The organism is Rhizobium sp. IBUN (assembly GCF_000510625.1).
GTDB classification, from domain to species: domain Bacteria; phylum Pseudomonadota; class Alphaproteobacteria; order Rhizobiales; family Rhizobiaceae; genus Rhizobium; species Rhizobium altiplani.
Window position 1 is genome coordinate 115,531 of sequence record NZ_AZNV01000008.1, and the last position, 22,949, is coordinate 138,479.

General features: G+C 60.7%; 16 protein-coding genes and 1 tRNA gene. 6 read left to right on the plus strand and 11 right to left on the minus strand.

All coding sequences use genetic code 11. The features are described from left to right. Nucleotides 1-116 precede the first annotated feature (116 nt). A complete protein-coding gene (locus tag RHIBUN_RS0110245; RefSeq protein ID WP_037215587.1) occupies nucleotides 117-860 on the plus strand; it encodes a hypothetical protein in 744 nt (247 codons plus the stop codon). Between the two features lie 152 nt (nucleotides 861-1,012). On the opposite strand, the gene RHIBUN_RS0110250 is transcribed toward RHIBUN_RS0110245, so the two are convergent. Together RHIBUN_RS0110250 and RHIBUN_RS0110255 are read right to left on the minus strand one after the other, a co-directional pair. Further along, nucleotides 1,013-1,089: transfer RNA gene (locus RHIBUN_RS0110250), tRNA-His, on the minus strand. 127 nt (nucleotides 1,090-1,216) lie between these two features. Then, the gene (locus RHIBUN_RS0110255; RefSeq protein ID WP_018856846.1) at nucleotides 1,217-1,666 is read right to left on the minus strand and encodes a phasin; all 450 of its coding nucleotides are present in this window, start codon (nucleotides 1,664-1,666) and stop codon (nucleotides 1,217-1,219) included. Nucleotides 1,667-1,881: 215 nt separating this feature from the next. Here RHIBUN_RS0110255 and RHIBUN_RS0110260 point away from each other — a divergent pair, with 215 nt between their 5' ends. Beyond that, a complete protein-coding gene (locus RHIBUN_RS0110260) occupies nucleotides 1,882-5,556 on the plus strand; it encodes a PAS domain S-box protein (protein WP_025659496.1) in 3,675 nt (1,224 codons plus the stop codon). Nucleotides 5,557-5,779: 223 nt separating this feature from the next. Here RHIBUN_RS0110260 and RHIBUN_RS0110265 read toward each other — a convergent pair whose 3' ends face one another. Then, a complete protein-coding gene (locus RHIBUN_RS0110265) occupies nucleotides 5,780-7,732 on the minus strand; it encodes an acetoacetate--CoA ligase (RefSeq protein ID WP_025659497.1) in 1,953 nt (650 codons plus the stop codon). Between the two features lie 163 nt (nucleotides 7,733-7,895). Between RHIBUN_RS0110265 and RHIBUN_RS0110270 the strand changes: the two genes are divergently transcribed. Further along, a complete protein-coding gene (locus RHIBUN_RS0110270; RefSeq protein ID WP_025659498.1) occupies nucleotides 7,896-9,776 on the plus strand; it encodes an AsmA-like C-terminal region-containing protein in 1,881 nt (626 codons plus the stop codon). On the opposite strand, the gene RHIBUN_RS0110275 is transcribed toward RHIBUN_RS0110270, so the two are convergent. The 5 genes from RHIBUN_RS0110275 to RHIBUN_RS0110295 all read right to left on the minus strand — a co-directional run bounded on the left by RHIBUN_RS0110275 (nucleotide 9,777) and on the right by RHIBUN_RS0110295 (nucleotide 15,388). Beyond that, nucleotides 9,777-10,595: an ABC transporter permease subunit gene (locus RHIBUN_RS0110275; RefSeq protein ID WP_025659499.1), complete on the minus strand. Its 819-nt coding sequence runs from the start codon at nucleotides 10,593-10,595 to the stop codon at nucleotides 9,777-9,779. Between the two features lie 2 nt (nucleotides 10,596-10,597). Continuing rightward, nucleotides 10,598-11,509 (minus strand): ABC transporter permease subunit, encoded by a 912-nt coding sequence (locus tag RHIBUN_RS0110280; RefSeq protein ID WP_025659500.1) that lies wholly within the window; start codon nucleotides 11,507-11,509, stop codon nucleotides 10,598-10,600. A gap of 3 nt (nucleotides 11,510-11,512) precedes the next feature. Then, on the minus strand, nucleotides 11,513-12,655 hold the full coding sequence (locus RHIBUN_RS0110285) for an ABC transporter ATP-binding protein (protein WP_018856840.1): 1,143 nt from the start codon (nucleotides 12,653-12,655) through the stop codon (nucleotides 11,513-11,515). Nucleotides 12,656-12,748: 93 nt separating this feature from the next. Continuing rightward, the gene (locus RHIBUN_RS33260) at nucleotides 12,749-13,849 is read right to left on the minus strand and encodes a polyamine ABC transporter substrate-binding protein (protein WP_037215550.1); all 1,101 of its coding nucleotides are present in this window, start codon (nucleotides 13,847-13,849) and stop codon (nucleotides 12,749-12,751) included. A 126-nt stretch (nucleotides 13,850-13,975) separates the two neighbouring features. Further along, on the minus strand, nucleotides 13,976-15,388 hold the full coding sequence (locus RHIBUN_RS0110295; RefSeq protein ID WP_025659501.1) for a short-chain fatty acyl-CoA regulator family protein: 1,413 nt from the start codon (nucleotides 15,386-15,388) through the stop codon (nucleotides 13,976-13,978). A 191-nt stretch (nucleotides 15,389-15,579) separates the two neighbouring features. On the opposite strand from RHIBUN_RS0110295, the gene aceA reads away from it, so the two are divergent. Further along, nucleotides 15,580-16,869, plus strand: a complete 1,290-nt coding sequence (gene aceA / locus RHIBUN_RS0110300; protein ID WP_018856837.1) for an isocitrate lyase — start codon at nucleotides 15,580-15,582, stop codon at nucleotides 16,867-16,869. A 22-nt stretch (nucleotides 16,870-16,891) separates the two neighbouring features. After that, the gene (locus RHIBUN_RS0110305) at nucleotides 16,892-17,128 is read left to right on the plus strand and encodes a hypothetical protein (RefSeq protein WP_025659502.1); all 237 of its coding nucleotides are present in this window, start codon (nucleotides 16,892-16,894) and stop codon (nucleotides 17,126-17,128) included. A gap of 17 nt (nucleotides 17,129-17,145) precedes the next feature. Here the strand turns inward: RHIBUN_RS0110305 and RHIBUN_RS0110310 are convergent, their stop codons facing one another. After that, complete coding sequence (locus RHIBUN_RS0110310; protein WP_025659503.1) at nucleotides 17,146-18,015, minus strand: LysR family transcriptional regulator; 870 nt, start codon at nucleotides 18,013-18,015, stop codon at nucleotides 17,146-17,148. Between the two features lie 87 nt (nucleotides 18,016-18,102). On the opposite strand from RHIBUN_RS0110310, the gene RHIBUN_RS0110315 reads away from it, so the two are divergent. After that, nucleotides 18,103-18,336, plus strand: a complete 234-nt coding sequence (locus RHIBUN_RS0110315) for a hypothetical protein (RefSeq protein ID WP_025659504.1) — start codon at nucleotides 18,103-18,105, stop codon at nucleotides 18,334-18,336. On the opposite strand, the gene RHIBUN_RS0110320 is transcribed toward RHIBUN_RS0110315, so the two are convergent. Next, complete coding sequence (locus RHIBUN_RS0110320) at nucleotides 18,309-20,150, minus strand: methyl-accepting chemotaxis protein (RefSeq protein WP_025659505.1); 1,842 nt, start codon at nucleotides 20,148-20,150, stop codon at nucleotides 18,309-18,311. The genes RHIBUN_RS0110315 and RHIBUN_RS0110320 overlap by 28 nt on opposite strands. Before the next feature lie 165 nt (nucleotides 20,151-20,315). Next, nucleotides 20,316-22,844 (minus strand): HAMP domain-containing methyl-accepting chemotaxis protein, encoded by a 2,529-nt coding sequence (locus tag RHIBUN_RS0110325; RefSeq protein ID WP_025659506.1) that lies wholly within the window; start codon nucleotides 22,842-22,844, stop codon nucleotides 20,316-20,318. Between the last annotated feature and the right edge of the window lie 105 nt (nucleotides 22,845-22,949).

Sequence of the window (22,949 nt, forward strand, 5' to 3'; positions counted from 1 at the left end):
TTGCCCTTTCTCTTATGATTTTTTTCGCTACGGACTCCAAATCCATGTCGGGTTCGCATACACGGTTGCTTGGGCGAAAGCCAGCCAATTGGTGGCAATCTGTAGGTGACGCAAAAGTGAAAATCGACGTAACGATCATTGCCGGTCGTCGACCGGAACTCCTGCGCGCGACACTGGACAGCTTCTCCCATCGAGCATTTGCCCACCACGATGTGCAAAACGTCTTCGTAAATATTGATCCCATATTCGGAGACGAGGCTGACTTAGGGGCCTGCGTCGAAGTCGTAAGGCGCTACTTCCCATCACCTGTTATTTTCACGCCCTTTGACGCGGGGTTTGGTTCCGCGGTGAAAAGACTCTGGTCGTCGACGACGAGCGGCTTCGTCATGCACCTGGAAGACGACTGGCTGGCGTTGGATGACATCGACTCTCGCATCGAGGCTTGTTTCGAGTCTGAGAAGGTCAAGCAGGCATCATTCCACACTGCCAATCAAAACTGGGACATAGCGAGGCGGGGATATCTTCATAGGCGCAGGCGCTACACGACCATCTTAGGCATCAAGCTTCCGCTTCCTAGAACTTATCCGAAATTCACGACATCTCCCTCGGTTATTGAGGGCAATTTCGCCAGGATGAGCGCCGTTCTTATGGACCCGCTCTTCGATCCGGAGAAGCAATTCTATTCAGGTGTGAATTCGGCCTTGGAGCGCGCCGTCGCAGGCTACGATAACTATATATTCTCTCCGGACCGCAAGCCGATAGTCGAGGACACCGGACGCACGTGGCGGGAGGAACGGGGGATCTCGAAAAACATTCGCAATGCCACCTCTTTTTGGGAGGGCGCGGACGGCGGAAGCTGACCCGACGAGCTTTCGGCGGTATTGCCACGCCAATTGCAGAACGCCTAGACCTTCAACGCGCCAGATGTTCGAGACAAGTTCCAAGTAGCATTCCCGGAACATGGTTCCCGGGCGGGCAGGGTCGGTTGTACTCTGATTTCATTGTGGAAGAATGGTACGGTTGGGGGGTCTCGAACCTCCGACCTCAGGTGCCACAAACCTGCGCTCTAACCAACTGAGCTACAACCGCACAAGTCGCGTCCGACGCGACGGGGGTCACATACGAGGACTTGGAAATTAATTCAAGCCCTATCTCGCCCCAATATACAAAAAGGCCGGACAGATGGTCCAGCCTCTTCGTGTGTCCTGTTAAAGAATCAGGCCGCCTTGAAGGAGGCCATGACCTTTTCAGCTGCTTCCTTGGAAGGCTTCGCAAGCTTTTCGGCAACCTGCTTGGAGGTTTCCTGCATGGTCTTCGCCTGCTCGATCGTCAGCTCGACCTGCTTGCGCAGGAAAGTCGTCTGGAGTTCGACGAGCTCGGCGACCGACTTGACTGCAAGCAGCGCTTCCATGTGGGTCAGCGAGTTTTCCGCGTTCGTGCGCAGAGCGTCGATCGCCTTGTGGCCGATTTCAACAGCGCCGGCCTGGGCAGTCTGAACCGTGACTTCGAGCGTCTTGCTCGCTTCTTCGCCGGCGCTCTTCATCTTGGCATAGGCTTCACGCGACTGCTGTGCGCCCTTTTCCGCGAAGTCGCGGAAAGATTCAGTGAACTTGGAAGGATCAAACGACGACATTGAAAAAACGTCGTCCATCTTTATGTTAGCCATTGGTTTGCGCTCCTTTTGCCTCGGCATGCGTGATGGCCTCGTAGGTTAGATGTCCATTATATAGCGCAGATTTTTGTGCATTGCAACATGCTTGTGCGACGCACAATGCGTTAACCTTTCCAGCCGAAAGCCGGACGCCGTTCTGGACCCCGTTCCGGGCTATCGTTATTAATAGACTATTAATTTTCACGATGACCGAAGCCGAAGGTTCGATCATGCCCGCAGTGCAGTACCCGTTCATCGACATCGCCGTGCATGCCCGGGTACGGGAACGCTTTTCGCGTGGCGAAGCGATGGTGCTGCTGTCGGCGGATCTCGGCCGCGCGCTCTGGGCGAACGGCGCCGGCGCCGAGCTCTTCGGGCAATCGGCGGTCTACGATCTGCTCGACCAAGGCATAAATGCGGCTGACATCACCTTTCGCCAGCTGGAAGCCACAGCCCGGCAGCTCGTGAATGTCGGCGACAGCCGCAACTTTATGATCCGCATTGCCCGGGGCTTCCAACGTGTTGCCGTTCAGGCAACTGTCGAACTGATCCGCCTTTCCTCCGGGGAGCGCGCGGTTCTTCTGTCCCTGCCGGTTGCGACCAACGCCCTGTCGATCAAGGCATCCGCCGAACGGATGCTCAAGGGACTCGACGATCCGGATACGCATATGGCTGTGATCGGCGCCGACGGCGAAATCATCGCCGCGTCGCCCGGTTTTGCCGCGCTGGGCGTCACGGAGCAAACCGCCAAGGCCATGACGACGCTTGCGGGCGGCCACGCGGACCGATTGGTGAAACGGCCCGTTGCCACCGGCAAGGGCCTCCTTCCGGCCGCCGTCGGACGACTGAGTGACGAGCCGGCCCTCAATCTCCTATTCGCCGTTGAAACCGTCATCGGGCATCTCGACCCGATCGACTCTCAGGCGCCCGCAGAGGACTTTTCCACAGCCGCCGTTAACCATAAGGAGGCACCGCAGGTCGCGAGCTTTGTCGACGCGATCGATGCCATTGCTGGCATCGAGGACATGGAAGAGCTTCCCGAGGAGAACAATCATGAGGGCGAACCCGAAGCCATGACCACGGAAGCTGCCGCAATCGCCGAGGAGGCGATCGGCGCTGAAGCGATGGGCCAGGAAGCCGAACCGCTGCCGGCTCCGACGGACGAGGCTGCCGAGGAACCGAACGCAACCGAGACAACGCCGGAACGCGTGACGGATGAACCCGCTGTGGCCGCTGCCGTCGCATACAGTCCTGCGGAAGCACCAGCAACCGAACATGTCGGAGCCGCCGCCGATCAGGATGCCGCCGTCGCCCCTGAGATAGAGCAGTCGGAGCCAGCCCGGGCCGCCAAGGCGGGTACCTTTGTGTTCAATCCAAATAGCCGCGCGACCCGATTTGTTTGGAAAATCGACGCGGCGGGACGGTTCAGCGAGGTGTCGAGCGAATTTGCCGAGGCGGTCGGACCACATGCGGCTGACGTCGTCGGCACGCCCTTCAGCGATATTTCGGCACTCTTCAATCTCGATCCCGATGGCAAGATCAGCGAAGCTCTGGCGCGGCGCGACACATGGTCGGGCAAGACAATCAACTGGCCGATCGAAGGGACGAGTCTGGCGGTCCCGGTCGACCTCGCGGCCCTGCCCACCTACACCCGAAGCCGGGAATTCGACGGTTTTCGCGGCTTCGGTGTCGTGCGCCTGTCCGATGCCGCCGAAGATCCTTTGGCGCTAGGCCTGACACTTGGCCCGAACGGCATCGACGCGGCAGCGCTCGAGCAGCAGGCGGAAACCTCTGAAGACGCAGCGTTGTCGGCGCTCGCCGATGAAGTGGCGACCAGCGAGCCGACGGTGGTGGAGACGGCCGCCCCGGCTTTCGAGCCGGCTGCAGAAGAGGCCGCAACCACCGAAGCTGACATTGAGGCGACACCCGAGCCGACGAAACCACAACCATCAGCAGAGCCGCCGGCCCTGCGGATCGTCGAAAGTCCGAGCCGCCGCCTGACCGACAAGATCGTACAGCTCCACGGGGCCGGGCCGCAGCTCACCTCCGCCGAGCAGGCAAATTTCCGCGAGATCGCCAAGCGTCTCGAAGCCTTCGGCGTTCGCGAGCCGCACAGCGACGACGAGCCTCGGGTAAGCGAAACCGGGAAGCGCGACATCGCGGCAGCGGAAACGCCGAAGGCCAGTATGCATGATGATCGATCCTCCGCATTCGAGGACGATTCGGTAGACGCCTCGCCTGAACAGAAAGAGGGTGACGAGGCACAGCCTTCTGTCAACGAACCCGAGACGGTCACTTCGGCCTCCGCACCCGACGACGGTGTGACCGAGGGGTTGGAAGAAACCGTCAGCCAGATGGATATGCTGGCGAGCTTCATTCCGCCGCGCGCAAAGATGGGCGCCGGCCTGTCCGCGGCTGCCATCGACCAGCTGCCTGTCGCCGTCCTCGTGCATGCGGGCGACCAGTTGATCCACGCCAACCCGGAATTCATGCGACTGACCGGCTACAAGTCGCTGGAAGCCCTGGGCGAGGTCGGTGGCATCGATGCGCTGCTGCAGCGCTCGGAGCTCGAAGGAAGTGCCGGCCGCTCCGGTTCGATGATGCTGGTAACGGTCGATGATAGTCTCGTTCCGGTCACGGCGCGGCTGCAGTCCATTCGCTGGGAGGAAAGCAGCGCCTTGATGCTGGCGTTGATGCCGGCGGCAAGCGACGCGGCAGTTCGCGCGCGCCCTGCGCCGCCCGCAGAGCCTCGTTCGTTCGAAAGGATGCTGGAGAAGGTCGCCAAGCTGCAGGTGGAAGTCGAAGAACTGCGCTCGATCCTGGAAACGGCGACCGACGGCGTCGTGGTGATCGGCGCTGAAGGCGACATCCGCTCGATGAACCGCTCGGCAAGCGCGCTGTTCAACTACGATGAGGACGAGACCCGCGGAAAGCCCTTCGTCATGCTGTTTGCGCATGAGAGCCAAAGAGCTGTGCTCGATTACCTCGGCGGCCTCTCGGGCCACGGCGTCGCAAGCGTGCTTAACGATGGCCGTGAAGTCATCGGACGCGAAGCCGGCGGCGGCTTCGTGCCGCTGTTCATGACGATGGGACGCCTCACCTCCTCGAGCGGCTATTGCGCGGTCATCCGCGATATCACCCAGTGGAAGCGTACCGAGGATGAACTGCGCAGCGCCAAGAGCGCAGCGGAGACGGCGAGCGAACACAAGACCGACTTCCTCGCGCGCGTCAGCCATGAGATCCGTACGCCCCTCAATGCGATCATCGGCTTTTCCGACATGATGGCTAGCGAGCGCTTCGGCCCGATCGGGCATCCGCGCTATGTCGAGTATGCCAACGACATCGGTCGTTCCGGACGCCATGTCCTCGATATCGTCAACGACCTGCTGGATATCTCGAAGATCGAGGCCGGCGAAATGGACCTCGATTTCGGCGCCATCGACCTGAACGAGGCGGTTTCGGAGGCGGTCTCCCTCCTCCAGCCGCAGGCCAACAGCCAGCGAGTCATCATCCGCACAGCCCTATCCCAGGCCGTGCCTGACGTCGTCGCCGACCTCCGTTCGGTCAAGCAGATTGCACTCAACATCCTGTCGAACTCGATACGGTTCACGCCGGCGGGCGGACAGATTGTCGTCTCCACCTCCTATGAGGCAAACGGCAGCGTCGTCTTGCGGGTGCGCGATACCGGCGTCGGCATGACACGGAGCGAACTGGACCAAGCCATGAAGCCGTTCCGTCAGGTGTCCGCACAGTCTCGGCCGCGTGGCGAAGGTACGGGACTCGGCCTGCCGCTGACCAAGGCGATGGTCGATGCCAACCGGGCCATTTTCGCGATCAGTTCCGCACCCAACGAAGGCACGCTGGTAGAGATCGCCTTCCCGTCACAGCGGGTCCTTGCAGGCTGAACCAAAAAAGGCAGCCGGAGGGGCTGCCTGAGAGTTGGGGTGTGCTGTTCAACAAGGGCTTAGTTAAGCAACATCATGTTTCAGGAGCCCAAGGCTCCGGCTGCCTCGTTCATCTGCAGCCCCAAGTTAAATTCATTCATGACCAACGTTTCTTAACGAAAAGTTGCCGCCGCCTTCAATCTGTTAACGGTGAAAGCTTGTAGTGGCCGGTTGCACCCGTTGCTCACGCGCGCAGTTCGGCAAGCCCCGCGAAGAGATCCAACGCCTCCGGATTGGCAAGCGCCTCCTTGTTCTTGACCGGCCGACCGTGGACGACCTCGCGCACCGCAAGTTCAACGATTTTCCCCGATTTGGTGCGAGGAATATCGCTGACGGCAATGATCTTTGCCGGCACATGCCGTGGCGAGGCGCCTGTGCGAATGCGGCTCTTGATCGCCTTCGTCAGGTCATCGGTCAGGAATACGCCGGGCGCGAGGCGCACGAACAGAACCACGCGGACATCGTCATCCCATTCCTGGCCGATGCAGAGAGCCTCCGCGACTTCGCCCATCTGTTCGACCTGATTGTAGATCTCCGCGGTTCCGATGCGGACGCCGCCGGGATTGAGGGTGGCGTCAGAGCGCCCGTGAATGATGATGCCCTCGTGCGCGGTCCACTCCGCGAAGTCGCCGTGGCACCATACATTGTCGAAACGCTCGAAGTAGGCTGCCCTGTACTTCGCCCCATCAGGATCGTTCCAGAACATCACGGGCATCGACGGAAAGGCCTTTGTACAGACGAGTTCACCCTTTTCCTGGCGAACCGGCCGGCCCTCGTCGTCCCACACATCCATCGCCAGGCCGAGGCCCGGCCCCTGGATTTCGCCACGCCAGACTGGCTGCAAGGGGTTGCCGAGGACGAAGCAGGAGACAATATCCGTGCCACCGGAAATAGATGCGAGTTGCACGTCTTCCTTGATGCCTTCGTAAACAAAGGAGAAGCCCTCCGGCGAGAGCGGCGATCCGGTCGATGTCATCAGCCGAAGACTGGAGAGGTCGTGAGTGGTGCGCGGCGTCAGCCCGCTCTTGCGCACCGCGTCGATATATTTCGCCGAGGTCCCGAAAACAGCAAACTTCTCGGCTGCCGCAAAGTCGAAGAGCACATTGCCGTCAGGCGCGAAAGGCGAGCCGTCGAAAAGGCAAAGCGTGGCACCTGCCGCCAAGCCGCTCACCAGCCAGTTCCACATCATCCAGCCGCATGTGGTGAAATAGAAAAGCCTCTCGCCGGGTTGAATTCCGCAATGCAGCCGGTGTTCCTTGAGGTGCTGCAACAATGTGCCGCCGACCGAGTGGACGATGCACTTCGGAACGCCGGTCGTTCCCGATGAGAAGAGGATATAGAGCGGGTGCGCGAAGGGCAGGCGCGTAAACTCGACAGAACGTGGCTCGAAGGGCGCGATGAAGTCGTCCAGCGTCTTGGCGCCGGGTGTTTCGTCTGCGACCGCGGCGGCATCCCCTGCATAGTGGACGACGAGGCATGGCGCGCCGAGTTGCTTCGTCACGGTCGCCACCTTGGCCTTCACGTCCTGCAGCTTGCCGCCATACCAATAGGCGTCGCAGGCGATGAAAAGCTTCGGCCCGATCTGGCCAAACCGGTCAAGAACACCCTGCTCCCCGAAGTCGGGCGAACAGGACGACCAGATCGCGCCGATCGACGCGGCCGCCAGCATGCAGGCCACCGTCTCGGGCATGTTCGGCATCATCGCCGCAATCCGATCTCCGGGACCGATCCCCATTGCCTTGAATGCCTGCTGCAACCTGGAAACCAGGCCACGCAGCCGGTCCCAGCTCCAACGATCGGCAACCTTGTCCTCCCCCCGAAAGATCAGTGCATCGTCAGCGCCTTCTCCGGAAAGCAGGTTCTCGGCAAAATTCAACGTCGCATCCGGGAAGAAGCGCGCATCGAGCATGACATCGCCATCGAGGAGCGCGCGTGCTCCGCGCTCGCCCTTGACGCCGCAGAACTCCCAGACCGATGTCCAGAACCGTTCCCTGTCGGCGACAGAAAAAGCGTGCAAATCATGGTAGCTTGTCAGGGAGAGATCGAAGTCACGGTTGCACTGCTGCATGAAGGCGTACATCGGGCTCGCTTCGACCGATGTACGCCAAGGCATCCAGAGTGGCTTATCGTCGCGCATTCGAGACTTCTCCTATTTGTTCGCCTGTATACCATGCAATATCAGCTTATAAAGGGAGTGACGAGCAAAGTCAGAGGCTCGCGTTTGCATGCAGCTTGCATTTGATATATCGGGCATTTCAGAGCATTAACGGCGGCGACGGCCGAAAATACCGGCGGAATTCATGGGTACGTCAAGACAACCGCGATGGCGGAAGAAATTCAGACCCGTGTCACGCTGGCTGCCTGGCTTCGCCCGGCTTGCCACAGTCACCCTGCTTGTCGTCCTGTCGATCTTCGTGGCGCTTCGTGTCGCCGCCCCCTACCTGATTTCAACCGGCCTCGTTCGCTCCGGCATCGAGGATGCCCTGTCCAAATGGGCCGGCTATCGTGCCGAGGTCGCGGGCAAGCCGGTCATCGAATTCTGGCCGACGCCTCGCATCACCCTCAGCAAGATCTCGGTTCACCAGAAAGGCGACAGCAATAGGCTGCTCGGAACGATCGAAAGCCTCTCCGCCGAGTTCAGCCTGATCGATGCGATCCGAGGGCGCGCGAGCTTCCACGAGTTCCACCTTTTCCGCCCAAACCTGCAACTCACCCGTGAAAGCAGCGGCGTGATCGACTGGACCAATGAGGGGCTTCTGGCGCGAGCGATCTCAGGCGCGCGTGAGGAAGGTGGAAGAGAGGTTCTAGATCGGAAACTGGATGCCGCCGTCGGTGCCATCACAGTTGAGGATGGCACCATCAACGTCGCCGATGTCGCAAGCGGTAGGACTTATCGCTTCGAGGGTGTGACCGCCGACGTCAGCTGGCGCAAACTGTCGAGTCCGATTACCGCCGTGTTGATCGCACGGATGAGTGGGCAGGATCTCAAGCTCGATTTCTCGTCCCCCAGCCCGCTTCTCATTTTCGGCGGCAACAAGGCCGAAATGAGCGGATCGCTGACTTCGAGCCTGCTCACGGCACGGTTCCAGGGACTCGCGAACATCTCGCATCTCTTTGACCTCTCCGGCAACATGGCGCTGAACATCCCCGATCTGCCGGCACTGTTGACATGGGCCGACCGCTCGCTGCCGGGTATCGCGACCCTCAAGACCTTCTCGATCGAGACCGATGTCGCTTCGGTTGCGAACGGATTCCGCTTCGACAATGTCAATATGAGCATGAATGGGTCGAATGCGAAGGGCGTGATGGACGTGGCCTTTCCGCCAGGCAAACGCGCCAAACTCGGCGGCACGCTGGCCTTCGACCAGATGAATTTCAGGTCGCTCTTCGATGCATTCGTGCTTCGTCTGGCCGCCGGCGAGGCTGGCGGACGGCCTGATGGCGGTGCGCTGCAGAAACTCGATCTTGATCTCCGGCTTTCCGCGAAACAGGCCCTCATCGAACCTTTCATCCTCTCCGATGTCGGAGCGGGCATCATCGTTTCCAGCAACGAGGCAAAGTTCGACATCGGTGACAGCGAGTTTGAAGGCGGCTCCCTGTCCGCTCATCTTGAGGCGATGCGCGGTGATTTCGACGGCGGCGGCAAACTGCAACTGTCGATCCGCGGCGCCGACTTCGCCGGGCTGATCGAGCGGCTTCAGCTGAAGGGGCCACTCCCCCTTGCCACCGGCTCTCTCGACATGTCGATCAAAACGACAAAGCCGCTCTGGAAGGTCGAAGCCGGCGACGTGACGGGCAGGATCGCTTTCCGCGCGCGCTCGGGCTCGCTTCCGGGCTTCGATGCGGAGGCGGTACGCGAAGAAGCCACGCGCGCGGACTTCTTCACGCTGAACGCGGTATCCCACCGTGCCTTTGCCTTTGACAATTTCGACATCGCCGCCGATCTCGCCGATGGCGTGGCGACCATCCATGGCGGCCGTATCGAAGGTCCCCAGCAGACGCTGATCCTTTCCGGCGTCATCCCATACCACTCGAATGGATTGGCACTGTCGGGGACGATCGAAGCAACTGACCCGACAGCATCGACGAGTTTCCCGCCTCTGCCGTTCTTCGTTGGCGGCGCGTGGCCGGAGCCGGTGATCTCCCCGGCTCCCGTCACGCAGCAGGGATCGACCAAATAATCACGGCGCGTTTGCAGCCGCACGTTCGTCACGCTCGCGCTGCAGTTCACGGCGTTTCGTGATGGTGGAGGCGCAGATCACGCCAATCGCCACGACTGCAATGAGAATGGTGCAGACCGCGTTGATTTCAGGCGTTACCCCGAGACGGACCTGGCTGTAGATCTTCATCGGCAGCGTCGTCGCCCCAGGGCCGGAGGTGAAGCTCGCGATGACGAGGTCATCCAGCGACAGCGTGAAGGCGAGGATCCAGCCGGAAAGCACGGCAGGCGCGATGATCGGCAGCGTCACTTCGAAGAAGGTCCGCACCGGTGGTGCGCCAAGATCCTGCGCCGCTTCCTCAATCGACCTGTCGAACGTCAACAGTCGCGACTGCACAACGACGGCGACGAAGCACATGGTGAGCGTGGTGTGCGCCAGCGTGATCGTCCAGAAGCCGCGGTCGAAACCGATCGCCACGAACAGCAGTAGAAGCGACAGGCCGGTAATCACCTCGGGCATGACAAGCGGTGCATAGACCATGCCGGAAAACAGCATGCGGCCGCGAAAGCGCGTGTAGCGCACCAAGGCGATCGCGGCGAGCGTTCCAAGGACCGTTGCCGCCGTGGCCGAAAGGAGGCCGACGCGGATCGTCACCCAGGCGGCATCGAGCAGAGCCTGATTGTGCAGGAGCGAGACGTACCATTTGGTCGAGAAGCCGCCCCAGACAGTCACCAGCTTCGACTCGTTGAAGGAAAACACCACCAGCAGGACGATCGGCAGATAGAGAAACGCAAAGCCGAGCGCGACGGAGGCGATGTTGAAACGGGTCCATCTCAGCATGTCTATCTCCCCTGCTCGTCGGCCTTGGCCTGCGCGTTCTGAAAGAACACGATCGGGATCACCAGGATCAAGAGCAGGATCGTCGCCACCGCCGAGGACACCGGCCAATCGCGGTTTGAGTTAAACTCGTTCCACAGCGTCTTGCCGATCATCAGCGTCTCCGATCCGCCAAGCAGGTCGGGGATAACGAACTCGCCAACCGCGGGGATGAACACCAGCATGCATCCGGCAACAACACCTGGCAGCGACAGCGGGAAGGTTACCCGCCAGAATGCGGTAATCGGCGTGCAGCCGAGATCCTGCGCGGCCTCGATCAAGGTGCCGTCCATCTTTTCCAGCGAGGAATAGAGGGGCAGGACCATGAACGGCAGATAGGAATAGACAATGCCGATGTAGACCGCGACATTCGTGTTCAGAATGATCAACGGCGTATCGATGGCGTGCACCGACAATAGCAGCTGGTTGAACAATCCCTCCGGCTTGAGGATTGCGATCCAGGCGTAGACGCGGATCAGGAAGCTCGTCCAGAACGGCAGGATGACGAGCATCAGTAGCGTCGGACGGATGCTGCGTGGAGCCTGGGCCATGCCGTAGGCGATCGGATAAGCAATCAGCAGCGTAAGGAACGTCGATACGCCAGCGATCACGACGCTCGATATGTAGGCGTTCAAATAGAGCGGGTCGTCGAGCAGATAGCTGTAATTCTCGAAGGAAAAGGTGCGCATCTTCGCCCAGAACTCGGCCCAGCCGTCAGCCAGACCAAAGACCGGCTCGTAGGGAGGCATGGCGATTGCCGTCGTCGAGAGCGATATGCGGAAGACGATGAAGAACGGCGCCATGAAGAACAGCAGCAGCCAGACATAGGGAATGATGATGACCAGGCGATTGTAGAACGCGGAACCGAGCTTGCCCATGGTTCAATCCTTGAGGAGGACGCCGGCATCCTCGGCGAAGGTAATCCAGACTTCCTGGTCGTAGGTGAACGGGTCGTCGACAGCGCGCTGCGCATTGAGGAGCGAGGCCTTGACCACCTTGCCGCTCTTCAGCTTCACGTGGAAGACCGTCATGTCGCCGAGATAGGCGATGTCCCACAGCTCCCCGGACGCCGCATTTACCCTTGGATTGGCTGGCGGCTTGCGCGAGACCTTCAGCTTTTCCGGACGGATGGCAAAGCCGACTGGCGCGCCCATTGCCGGCTTTTCGGGAGTGACGACACTGATCGAGAAATTTTCGTCGACGGCGATCTCGACGGTGCTGTCGTTCGTGCTCGCGACCTTGCCATCAAAGATGTTCACGTCGCCGATGAAGTCGGCGACGAAGCGGGAATTCGGCGCCTCGTAGATCTCCGCCGGTGTCGCGACCTGGATGACCTTTCCGTGGCTCATGACCGCAATGCGGTCCGCCATGGTCATCGCCTCCTCCTGGTCGTGGGTGACCACGACAAAGGTCAGACCGAGGTTTTGCTGCAGGTCCATGAGCTCGAACTGTGTTTCCTCGCGCAGCTTTTTGTCGAGCGCGCCAAGCGGTTCGTCGAGCAACAGCACCTTCGGTCGCTTGGCAAGGGAACGCGCCAGGGCCACACGCTGGCGCTGGCCACCGGACAGCTGGTTCGGCTTGCGCGTGGCAAACTTCTCGAGCTTCACCATCTTCAGCATCTGCAGAACGCGCTCGGTGATCTCCTCTTTGGGCATGCCATCCTGGCGCAGGCCGAAGGCGATATTCTTCTCCACCGTCATATGCGGAAACAGCGCATAGGACTGGAACATCATGTTGACCGGTCGCTTGTACGGTGGCGTTCCAGCCATGTCGGTGCCGTCGAGGACGATTTCGCCCGAGGTCGGCTGCTCGAAGCCTGCAAGCATGCGCAGCAGCGTGGATTTCCCACATCCGGAAGCCCCAAGCAGGGCAAAGAACTCACGATGATAAATATTCAGAGACAGGTCATCGACGGCGGTGAAGTCACCGAACCGCTTCGTGACGTTATTGAACGATATGAACGGCTTCGATGCCGGGTCTGCCCACGGCGCAAAGGAACGGCGAATATTGCCAAGTGACTTCATTATGTGCCCCGAAAAGTCATTTTGAGAACCGACGTCCCCGCAATCGGCATGATAAGGAAAGGCCCGGGCGTTGCCGTCCGGGCCTGATATTCTTTACTGGCCGGTGACGACTTTCGTCCAGATCCGGGTCGCCGTGCGCTGCGTTTTCGGATCCCATGGGGTGACGCTATAGAGCTTCTTCATCACGTCCTCGCTCGGATAGACCGATGGGTCTTCGAGGATTTCCTTGTCGATGAACTGCTGCGACGCCTTGTTGCCGTTGGCGTAGAATACGTAGTTGCTGGCCTTGGCGATGACTTCAGGCTTCATCATGTAGTTGAGGAATTCGTGCGCCTCGGCAACATGCTTGGCATCCGCCGGGATCGCCATCATGTCGAACCACATCTGCGCGCCCTGTGACGGAATGGAGTAACCGACCTCCACGTCGTTCTTGGCTTCGGTCGCACGGTTGGCAGCCTGGAAGATGTCGCCGGAATAACCGAAAGCGATGCAGATGTCGCCGTTCGCCAAGGCGTTGATGTATTCCGAGGAGTGGAACTTGCGAACGAAGGGCCGTACCTTTTCCAGCATTTCGCCGGCCTTCTGCAGATCGGCCGGCTTGCTCGAATTGGGGTCAAGTCCGATGTAGGTCAATGCAGACGGCAGGACGTCCTTCGGCGCATCGAGGACATAGATGCCGCAGTCCTTGAATTTTTCCGCAACCTTCGGATCGAAGATGACTTCGAGGCCCGGCGCCTTTGCGTCCGGCCCGAGGATTTCGTCGAGCTTTTTCTTGTTGTATCCAATCCCGTTGGTGCCCCACATGTAGTCCACCGCGTATTCGTTACCGGGGTCGTACATGGCGGTGCGCTGCTGGATCATATCCCACATATTCGAAAGGTTGGGCAGCTTGGATTTGTCGAGCTTCTGGAAGACGCCGGCCTGGATCTGGCGCTGCAGGAAGTCGCCGCTCGGGACGACAACGTCATAGCCGGTACCGCCGGCGAGCAGCTTGGTTTCAACCGTCTCGTTGGAATCGAAGGTATCGTAGACGACCTTGATGCCGGTTTCCTTGGTGAAGTCTTCAAGGATGGAGCTGTCGATATAGTCCGACCAGTTGTAGACGTTGACCACCCGCTCCTGCGCAAAGGACGGCGCAGCGGCGAATGCAAGCACAACGGCGCTCGCTGCAAGTCTTGCGAATGTTGACCTCATGATATCTCCTGTCTTCTTCTTGCTTTGTGGCGCCTGTAGACGCCGACCCTCTGGTTTTGCAAGCAGACTAGAAATGTTTTTGAGAGCCCACAAGCGCAAAAACCTGCACTCTCAATCATTTCACAATCATTGAAAATCAAAGCTGCTGAGGCCCGCAACCATCTCGTCGAGGCCCAATGGTCGTGTGACCGGCGGCTCGGCGCGTGAGAGGCATCCGCGCCGTTCGCAAAGGCGGCAAGCAGGTCCTATCGCAACTGGCTGCTGAGACGTTGCGACCTGGCCATAGACCGACGCTTCGCCGGCCGCAGCGTCGCAGCCGATCTGCAATGCGGTGCGCCTGATGCGCTCGCCGAACGCGGCGTTCGGCCCTTCAAGCGTCCGGGAGACCGTGAGATAGCGGGCGCCATCCGGCATTTCGACCGTTTCGGCAAGGATCTGGCCCGGCTGCAGGAAGGCGGCATGAATGTTCAGCTTGGGACAGCCGCCGCCGAAACGCGAATGCGGGAAACCCTGCGCCCCAGCCCGCCGCAGTCGGTGACCGGCGGCGTCGATCTCAATCATAAAGAGGGGAATCGCCGAAGCGCCCGGTCGCTGCAGCATGACCAGCCGGGCTGCGGCCTGCGCATAGGAAACTCCGAAGCGGGAACGGAGGATATCTAGATCGTACCGGCTGCCTTGGGCCGCGGAGAGAAATGGCCCATAGGGCATGGCAAGCGCCAAGGCGCCGTAACGACAGAGTTCGAAGCGCGCTATCCGCTTCGCCTCCGGCGTCGACAGCGCCAGACCATCGAGTTCCGCCAGGATCGCATCACGCAAGGCGAGCGTTGCCACCTCGATGGCGATCTCATGCGCCTGATCGGCCGGCGACAGGCGCTCGGAAACGAAGAGCCGCATCGAGTGCCGGTCGAAGCGGCGCCGCAGATCGGGCATGACGTGAACGGGAAGGACACGCACGCTGATCCCGCGTTCCGCCCGCAGCCACTCCCTGAACGCGGCCGGCAGATCGCGCGTCTCGGCAAAGCGGGCCAGGAAGGTCTCCGCCGCAGCCTCCAGTTGAGAGAAATAGGCGGAGCGCCGCTCCATGATATCGCGGACCTCGTCGGCCGGCAGCCGCGCACCGGCGAGCGGTACCTGCCCCGCGCCGGCCGTCAACGACGTCAGGTCCGACAGGCGGCTCGCCTGTTCGATATAGGCCCGGTACAGCTTGATGATGCCGCTTGCCGCGTTGGGCGCGGCCTCCGCGACCTCCACGAGTTCCTGGTCGCCGGGAAGCTCGCCGGCCAGGAGCGGATCCGCAAAAATCTCGCGCAGCTGGTTGAGGCTGCCGCCGCTCTCGTCCCTCAGCTCCTCCAGATCGACTTTGTAGACCGACGACAGCTTCAGGAGCAGTTGCACCGTCAGTGGCCGCTGGTTGCGCTCGATAAGGTTGAGATAGGATGGAGAGATGCCAAGCTCCTCGGCCATCGCTGACTGAGTCAAACCGAGGCCGTTGCGAATGCGCCGGACCTTTGGCCCCGCAAAAATCTTGCGCTCCGCCATGTGACAATCCTTTACAAAAGTCCGCTCAGATAACTTTACAATACTTTACAAATTGACAGAGCCAGCCTGTCAAGGCTTTGCATCCTAACTCGTTTCTGATGGCTACTCCATAGAAAACTCTGGTCTTTTTCCGGGATCTGTAAATTCTGTCAATCATCCAAACTGACCACTCAATCTGCAAGGAGCATAAGATGACAGAATTTGACAAGCTGCACCGGGACCTTCCAGCTGGGCGATTCAATGGGGTTGAGCGTCCCTACTCGATCGATGACGTCAAGCGGCTGCGCGGCTCCGTCGAACTGCGCTATTCCCTCGCGGAAATGGGCGCCAAGCGGTTGTGGCAGCTTCTGCATCAGGATGATTTCGTCAATGCTCTCGGAGCCCTGTCGGGCAATCAGGCGATGCAGATGGTTCGCGCCGGATTGAAGGCAATCTACCTGTCCGGCTGGCAGGTCGCCGCGGATAGCAACACCGCCTCGGCCATGTATCCGGATCAATCCCTCTATCCGGCAAACGCCGGTCCGGAACTGGCCAAGCGGATCAACCGGACCCTGCAGCGCGCCGATCAGATCGAAACATCAGAGCAGAACGGCCTCTCCGTCGAGACCTGGTTTGCGCCGATTGTTGCTGACGCGGAAGCAGGCTTCGGTGGCCCGCTGAACGCCTTCGAGATCATGAAGGCCTATATCGAGGCCGGTGCAGCCGGCGTCCATTTCGAGGACCAGCTGGCGTCGGAGAAGAAGTGCGGCCATCTCGGCGGCAAGGTCCTGATCCCGACCGCAGCACACATCCGCAACCTCGATGCGGCTCGCCTCGCCGCCGACGTCATGGGTGTTCCGACGCTCGTCATTGCCCGCACGGATGCGGAAGCCGCCAAGCTACTGACCTCAGATATCGACGAACGCGACCAGCCCTTTGTCGACTACGATGCCGGCCGCACGGTCGAAGGCTTCTATCAGGTTCGCAACGGGCTCGAGCCGTGCATCGCCCGTGCCGTCGCCTATGCACCGCACTGCGATCTCATCTGGTGCGAGACGTCGAAGCCGGATCTCGAGCAGGCACGCCGTTTTGCCGAGGGGGTCCACAAGGTGCATCCCGGCAAGCTGCTCGCCTACAACTGCTCGCCGTCGTTCAACTGGAAGAAAAACCTGGATGACGCGACGATCGCCAAGTTCCAGCGCGAACTCGGCGCAATGGGCTACAAGTTCCAGTTCATCACGCTTGCCGGCTTCCACCAGCTGAACTTCGGCATGTACGAACTCGCGCGCGGCTACAAGGACCGGCAGATGGCTGCCTATTCCGAATTGCAGGAGGCGGAGTTCGCGGCGGAGATCAACGGCTACACCGCGACCAAGCATCAGCGCGAAGTCGGCACCGGTTACTTCGATGCCGTTTCGATGGCCATCACCGGCGGACGTTCGTCGACTACGGCGATGAGGGAATCCACCGAACATGCACAGTTCAAACCAGCAGCAGAATGATCGCACCAAGGAGGAGAATGCCATGCCTACTCTTGCACGCGTCAAGGAACGCGCTGAAGAACAGTCCACCTGCATGACCACAGACCAGCAGACGACGATCCGCACGCTCGCCAACGATCTGCACCGACTGAACCAGTCGGTCATGAAGGCGGTCGATGCCGGTGTCTCCGTCGAGATCGTTCGCTCGGCGAGACACCACGGCGGCGACGGTAACTGGGGAGATCTTTTGATCCCCATCATCGTCGCGGGGCGCAACTGAGATCGCGGCGGGCGCCCTCAACTTCGGCTGGCGCGCCTGCCCGCAAACAGATCGATATAGCTCTTCAGCAATTTCGTCATGCGATCGGCAACGGTCCGGATTTCCGGCCGGTGCCGATCCTCGTTGTTCATGACGATCCACTGCCGGTGGCGCAATTCCGGCAGTTCGCCGCCAAGACGCTGCAGTTCGGGATCGAGGTCGCCGACGAAGCATGGCAAGACCGCCTTGCCCGCCCCTCCTCTCACCAGCTCCAGCAGCGAGCGTGGCCGGTTGACCGTTGCAACGATCAAGCCGCCTGCATTGCGGTGCGGCCAGCGGAGATAGTTCGAGATCGCATCCTCTTCGGAGACGGCCACCCACCTGTCCTCGGTCGCGTCAACATTGCGTCTCGTATAGACAGCGTAGGCCACCTCGCCCAGCAGGCGGGCGGCAAGGTTGCTTTCTTCGGGCTCGAAGGCGCGGATGCCGATATCGCTTTCCCTGTAATTGAGGTTGGCGCGCGCTTCGCCGACCGTCAAAGAGATAGCGAAGGCATCGCCGGGTTTGCGGATCGCGGCGAAATTCTCCGTCAGAAGCCACGCGACCCAAGTGCCGGCGGCAACCTTGACCGTCGCACCAACGCTCCCGGCCTGCCGCCAGGCGTCAATCTTGCGCGCCGCGGCCTCCATGTCCTGCAGATGATCCAAAAGGACCTGGCCATCCGCGGTGAGGCTGTAACCCTTCTGGCTGCGGATGAAAAGCGCCTTGCCGATCTCATGCTCGAGATCGAGCATGCGACGGCCAATCGTGGCGGGACTGAGCCCGCTCGATGCACTGGCGCCCGTCAGCCCGCCGAAGCGAGCGACCTGCACGAATAGCTGAAAGGAATCCCATTGTGGGTTTTTCATCGATGAAAAACATAGTGAGGAAATTCCCGTTTATAAACCAAATTTCGAGGAATAACTAAGGCGATGCCCATATCGAAGGACATCGCCATGATCACTCTCATCGCCGTCGCCCAGATTGCAGACCTGCTGAATGGCAGTCGTGACAAGTACTCGGCAAAGGCCGAAAGCGAATTCTACGAGAGCCTCGGCAGCTCCCGCGCGGTCCGCGTCGCGGCTTTCCTCACGTCTCCGTGGCTATGGAGCGGGAAGCGCCGCTCCGGAAAAGCGGACGCTTGCCGATCCGGGAACGTCGGTCACGCCGCATGCCTCACGCGGTCATAATTCTGGGCGGCTTCGAACCGGAACTGCTGTACCAACGTCATCAACGCATCGGCCTCGTTGGCGAGCTGGCGGCTCGCCTCGGTCGTTTCCTCGACCATGGCGGCGTTCTGCTGCGTCATCTGGTCCATCGCATTGACCGCGCCGTTGACCTCCTGCAGGGCAGCGGACTGATCCTGGCTTGCCGTCGCAATCATTTCGACATGGCTGCTGATCGCAATGATCTCCTGGCTGATCGCGGCGAGCACGGCACCGGTCTTCTGCACAAGGCCGGAGCCTGCGGTAACCTCGCGCGTCGACTTCTCGATCAGCCCCTTGATTTCGCGCGCCGCATCGGCGGACCGCTGTGCAAGTTCGCGCACCTCCTGCGCAACCACGGCAAAGCCCTTGCCCGCCTCGCCAGCCCGGGCGGCTTCGATACCGGCATTCAACGCCAGAAGGTTCGTCTGGAACGCAATGTCATCGATGACTTCGATGATCTGCTCGATCTGCTTCGACGCCTCTTCGATACGGTTCATCGCCGCGACCGCGTCGGTGACGACAGCGCCTGAACTATCGGCGTTTTTCTTGGTCGCGGACACGGCATCATTCGCTTCGCGGGCACGTACGGCCGACGATTTGACGGTCACGGTGATTTGCTCAACTGCGGCCGCCGTCTCCTCCAGGTTGGCAGCCTGTGCTTCCGTACGCTTCGAAAGCTCATCGGCAGACGCCAGCATCGCGCCGGAGTTGTTCTGGATCGAAGCGGTGTTGTCGCGAATGCGCGCCAAGGTTTCCTGCAGCCGCACGAGCGACGCATTGAAATCGACGCGAAGCTGCTCAAGGCGACCGACGAATGGCGTCTGGATCGTCTGCGAAACATCGCCCTGCGCCAAGCGCCCCAAACCGGCGGCGAGCTGGTTGACGGCGAAGTCGATCTGGCCGTCAAGCGCGCGCTTCTCGGCGTCGTTGCGGGCACGTTCACTATCGCTAAGCTGCCGCTGTTCGGCCGCCTGCATCTCCAAGTCCTGGCGGGCGCGGGCGTTGTCGCGGAACAGCGCGAGCGCGCGTCCGATCGCGCCGAATTCGTTCTGCTTCTCAACGCAAGGGATCGGCCTGTCGAGATTGCCGTCGGAAATCGTATGAATGGTCGCCGTCAGCGCCTCGAGCGGCCTGATGGACGCCCGGATGGCGAAGTAGGCTGCCACGCCGACGAGCAGCAATACCGCTACACCGACACCGGCCACCAGCATCAGCAGTTGCTGCAGGCTGCTGTAATAGACCTCCATCGGGATGCCGATGAACAGGATGCCGACGTTTGAACCGGCCGTGTTCTTCACCGGAAAATAGCCTGTCATGAACTTCCGTCCGAAAAGGTCAGCCGGGCCGTAGTAGGCCTGCCCCTTGGCCAGTACCGCCTGCGCGGGATGATCCGCCGCGAGCTTCGTGCCGACAGCGCGGTCGCCGTTCTCTTTCTTGACGTTCGTGGAAACACGGACGTAGTCGCTGCCTTGGCGTTCAAAGACGGTGGCAACGCCAGCAATCGACTGTGCGGTGCGATCGACCAGAACGTGATCGCCGAGCGATGGCAGCTTTTCCTCGGTTACCCCGGCAAGCTCGTTGTTGCTGACGTCGACCTTCACTCCGGCATCGCTCGCGCCGTAGAGGACCGCCATCGTCCTGCTTGCATCCTTGGCGTCAGACACGGCGCTCGTCATCACGTAAGCGCTCAGATTGTAATAGGTGGCGCAGACGATCGCTGCGGTGCTGAAGACGAGTAGAACGAGTGTGATGGCGACGATCTGACGTACGATGGAAGCCGAGAACAGGCGTAGCATAGGTATCCCCTGAGACGTGAGCCCCGGAGGCTAATGCGAATATTTAAAGAAAATCTTCAAAAAATTGATAATCGTCGAAAACTTAAAAAGACGCGGCCGGTATTCGGAAAAACAGAAGAGCCCCGGTATACCAGGCCCCTCCAAGCGCTTGTTTTGGTCGTCGTCTTATGCCGCGCGGTAGACGCTCGCCTGCATGTCGCCGCCGATCTTGAACTGCTGGATGAGCCGCAGCAGTGAATCCGCCTCGACCGCAAGCTCGCGGCTTGCTGCCGTCGTCTCTTCGACCATGGCCGCATTCTGCTGCGTCATCTGGTCCATCTGGTTGACGGTCGCGTTGACTTCACCAAGTGCGCTCGACTGATCGTGGCTCGCTCGGGCGATCGTTTCGACATGCTGGCTGATCGTGACGATCTGGGCACTGATCTTCGCGAGCACCGTGCCGGTCTCCTGCACGAACTGCGAACCGGAGCTGACTTCGGTGGTCGACTTGTTAATGAGACCCTTGATCTCCTGCGCCGCAGCAGCGGAGCGCTGCGCCAATTCACGCACTTCCATGGCGACGACGGCGAAGCCCTTGCCGGCTTCACCGGCGCGTGCTGCTTCGATGCCGGCGTTCAGAGCCAGCAGATTGGTCTGGAATGCGATCTCGTCGATAACGCCGATGATCTGTTCGATCTGCCGGGACGCCGCTTCGATCCGGCCCATTGCGTCGATCGCGTTGCTGACGACAACTGCGGAGTCGTCGGCGCTGCGTTTTGCCTGGCGCACGATCTGATCGGCGTCCTTGGCCCGCTCGGCCGAGGAACGGACCGTGACAGTGATCTGGTCAACGGCCGCGGCGGTTTCCTCCAGCGAAGCTGCCTGCTGCTCAGTACGCTTGGAGAGGTCTTCAGCGGACTGAGCCATCTGGTTGCCGTTGCCCTGGATCATCTCGACGTTGTCGCGGATCTGGCTCATGGTGGCCTGCAGGCGCATCATCGAACCGTTGAAGTCCTGGCGGAGCTGCTCGAGGCGACCGATGAACGGCGTGTCGATCGTGGTCGAAATATCACCCTGCGACATGCGCTCGAGACCGGAGGCAAGCGCATTGACAGCAAACTCGATCTGGCGGTCCATTTCGCGCTTCTCGGCGTCGTTGCGCTGGCGTTCATGCTCGGCCGCGACGCGCTCTTCCTCGCTCTGCTCCTCAATGCGGATCTTGGAGATCGCATTCTCCTTGAAGATGCCAAGCGCGCGCGCCATGTCGCCGATTTCGTCATACCGCTGGTCGCCCGAGATGTTGGTGTCGAGCGCACCATCGGCAATACGGCGCATCGCGGCGGTGATCTGGCCGATCGGGCGCTGCAGCGTCAGGACAAGGGCAATGCCGCCGATGATCGAAACCAGGATGCCGAGGCCGGTCGTCAGCACGGAGATGCCATTTGCCTGAGTGCGCTCGGCACCGGCGCTCTTCTTCTGCAATTCGGCAAACGTCGTGAGCTGCCCCCAGACGGCATCAAGCTGCTGGCGAGCGGATGCGTAGTCGGTGACGCGCTGGTTGATCGTGTCGACCAGGCTCTGCGCATCCTTATCCATGGAGGCAAGGGCAGGCGACATTGCCGCGACGATGTCTTCCGCGAAATTCATGCCCTTCGCGCTGGCGAGCAGCGTGTTTAGGTTGGTGCCGAGCGTCGCGATCTCCTGATGCAGGCGGACGCGATTTTCCTTGCCAGGCTTGGCAGCGAACTCACCGAGCACGAGTTGCAGCGAGTAGATCGCGCTCTCCAGACGGCGCGTGTCTTCGAGAACAGAGTTCGTCTGCGCGATACGGCTGTCGAGCTCGACGAAGGTCGTCGTCGCTGCGCGCATCATCTGCGTTGCCGTCAGCTGGGTATAGGTCGACATCTGACGGAAGCGGGAGACAAGTCGCCCGAGATTGGCGATCGCCTCGTCGGTGCCGGCATCGGCCGCCGTTGCCTGCGCCTTCACGTCGCTGATCGTCTGCGACAGCGACTGTGTCATGCTCTTCTGGTTCGCGGGGACCGAAATCTCGATCAGGCGCTGCGCCTTTGCGATAGCGGGAATGTCGTCCGTGACGACCTTCAGCTTGTCAGCCGGCAGCTGGGCCTTGTTGAAGTCGGCCATGACGGCCGCAAGGGTATCACCGCCCTTCAGCAGGCGGTCGGCGGCGCGCAGCGTTGCAGTGGCGTTGCCCTCATCCTTGCGGATGTTTTCCTCGAGTTGCTGCGCATCGTAGTTGACGTTGAAGCGGCTGGTGATCATCACCTTCTGCGCGTCATCGATCGACTTGCGAAGGGCGAGCTCCTGCTCGTGCAGGGTCCAGAGCTTGCCCACGGTGTCGGAAATTCCCGAGGTACCCTCGATGGCGGCAAGAAGGTTGTCGCGACCGCCATTGTCGCCGATCTGCTTCAGCGTGGCGCTCAGCGTGCCCTGTTGCGTCTTGATGTCCCCGTAAAGCTTGTCACGCGCTTCCTGGCTGGTCATCTGCAGGAAGTCGTCCATGGAGCCATAGAGATCCTTGAACCCGCTGAGCGACTGCAGGACGCTGTTGGAGATTTCCATACGTCCCTGCAGCATGCCCGAAGCGTAGAGGCCGGTCAGGCCGACGGCAGAAATGCTCACGACGAAGGGCAATACAAAGATCAGGACCTTGGTCTTGATCTTGAAACGGGAAAGAATCTTGTCAATCAACATAGCGGTTCCGGCCTTCCATACACCACTCCTCCCGCCGGCCGCCTGGCGGGGCGCCGACCGAGTGCATCGAGCTGCTTTATTGGAACATTGGAGTCCCGGACGGCG

Excerpts from the sequence above, each read along its gene's own strand:
- RHIBUN_RS0110315 (WP_025659504.1), top strand. The coding sequence starts at position 18,103 with ATGATCACTCTCATCGCCGTCGCCCAGATTGCAGACCTGCTGAATGGC.
- RHIBUN_RS0110295 (WP_025659501.1), bottom strand. The coding sequence starts at position 15,388 with ATGGCGGAGCGCAAGATTTTTGCGGGGCCAAAGGTCCGGCGCATTCGC.
- RHIBUN_RS0110265 (WP_025659497.1), bottom strand. The coding sequence starts at position 7,732 with ATGCGCGACGATAAGCCACTCTGGATGCCTTGGCGTACATCGGTCGAA.
- RHIBUN_RS0110310 (WP_025659503.1), bottom strand. The coding sequence starts at position 18,015 with ATGAAAAACCCACAATGGGATTCCTTTCAGCTATTCGTGCAGGTCGCT.
- RHIBUN_RS0110275 (WP_025659499.1), bottom strand. The coding sequence starts at position 10,595 with ATGCTGAGATGGACCCGTTTCAACATCGCCTCCGTCGCGCTCGGCTTT.
- RHIBUN_RS0110255 (WP_018856846.1), bottom strand. The coding sequence starts at position 1,666 with ATGGCTAACATAAAGATGGACGACGTTTTTTCAATGTCGTCGTTTGAT.
- RHIBUN_RS0110285 (WP_018856840.1), bottom strand. The coding sequence starts at position 12,655 with ATGAAGTCACTTGGCAATATTCGCCGTTCCTTTGCGCCGTGGGCAGAC.
- RHIBUN_RS33260 (WP_037215550.1), bottom strand. The coding sequence starts at position 13,849 with ATGAGGTCAACATTCGCAAGACTTGCAGCGAGCGCCGTTGTGCTTGCA.
- RHIBUN_RS0110320 (WP_025659505.1), bottom strand. The coding sequence starts at position 20,150 with ATGCTACGCCTGTTCTCGGCTTCCATCGTACGTCAGATCGTCGCCATC.
- RHIBUN_RS0110280 (WP_025659500.1), bottom strand. The coding sequence starts at position 11,509 with ATGGGCAAGCTCGGTTCCGCGTTCTACAATCGCCTGGTCATCATCATT.
- RHIBUN_RS0110260 (WP_025659496.1), top strand. The coding sequence starts at position 1,882 with ATGCCCGCAGTGCAGTACCCGTTCATCGACATCGCCGTGCATGCCCGG.
- aceA (WP_018856837.1), top strand. The coding sequence starts at position 15,580 with ATGACAGAATTTGACAAGCTGCACCGGGACCTTCCAGCTGGGCGATTC.
- RHIBUN_RS0110325 (WP_025659506.1), bottom strand. The coding sequence starts at position 22,844 with ATGTTGATTGACAAGATTCTTTCCCGTTTCAAGATCAAGACCAAGGTC.
- RHIBUN_RS0110270 (WP_025659498.1), top strand. The coding sequence starts at position 7,896 with ATGGGTACGTCAAGACAACCGCGATGGCGGAAGAAATTCAGACCCGTG.
- RHIBUN_RS0110305 (WP_025659502.1), top strand. The coding sequence starts at position 16,892 with ATGCCTACTCTTGCACGCGTCAAGGAACGCGCTGAAGAACAGTCCACC.